The sequence below is a fragment of the Aeromonas sp. LsrichE-8G genome, from assembly GCF_022869435.1.
GTDB classification, from domain to species: domain Bacteria; phylum Pseudomonadota; class Gammaproteobacteria; order Enterobacterales; family Aeromonadaceae; genus Aeromonas; species Aeromonas caviae.
Genome location: NZ_JALIHH010000202.1, coordinates 1 through 407, shown reverse-complemented (window position 1 = coordinate 407; position 407 = coordinate 1). Strand labels below are relative to the sequence as shown.

At 56.3% G+C, this 407-nt stretch carries 1 protein-coding gene; it reads right to left on the bottom strand.

The window, feature by feature from the left end:
• A partial coding sequence (locus MUW49_RS18705) for an IS1634 family transposase (RefSeq protein ID WP_244813075.1) occupies positions 1 to 407 on the bottom strand: 407 nt, incomplete at both ends.

The window sequence follows — 407 nt, the reverse complement described above, 5'->3', positions numbered from 1 at the left end:
GCCTGATTTTCACAGATGAGCTCAAGGATCACTTGATTCAGCTCTGGCCGGTGATCACGACTATAACCACGCACCAGTTGCAGCTTACCGACCAGATCCCCATCGGCACAGTCATAGGCGCCATCGACGTGGAAGCTGGTAATATCGAGGTGCACTGCGGTGCTTTTGAGCCCCAGCCGCTCGACAACTTGCGCCGCCATCACCTGATACAAGGCGCTGACATCGGCCTCAAAGAGGGCATCGAGACAGCGACCGAGCACATCATCATTGAGGTCATCAGCACAGATCCCGGGGCCAATCAGGCGCTCAACCGGCTTGTTAGCGAAGAATTGCGGGAACATGTGCAGGGTGCTGCTGTGAAAGCCGAGGCCGTTCACTATCATGGCGACCAAGGCTTCACCATGTGA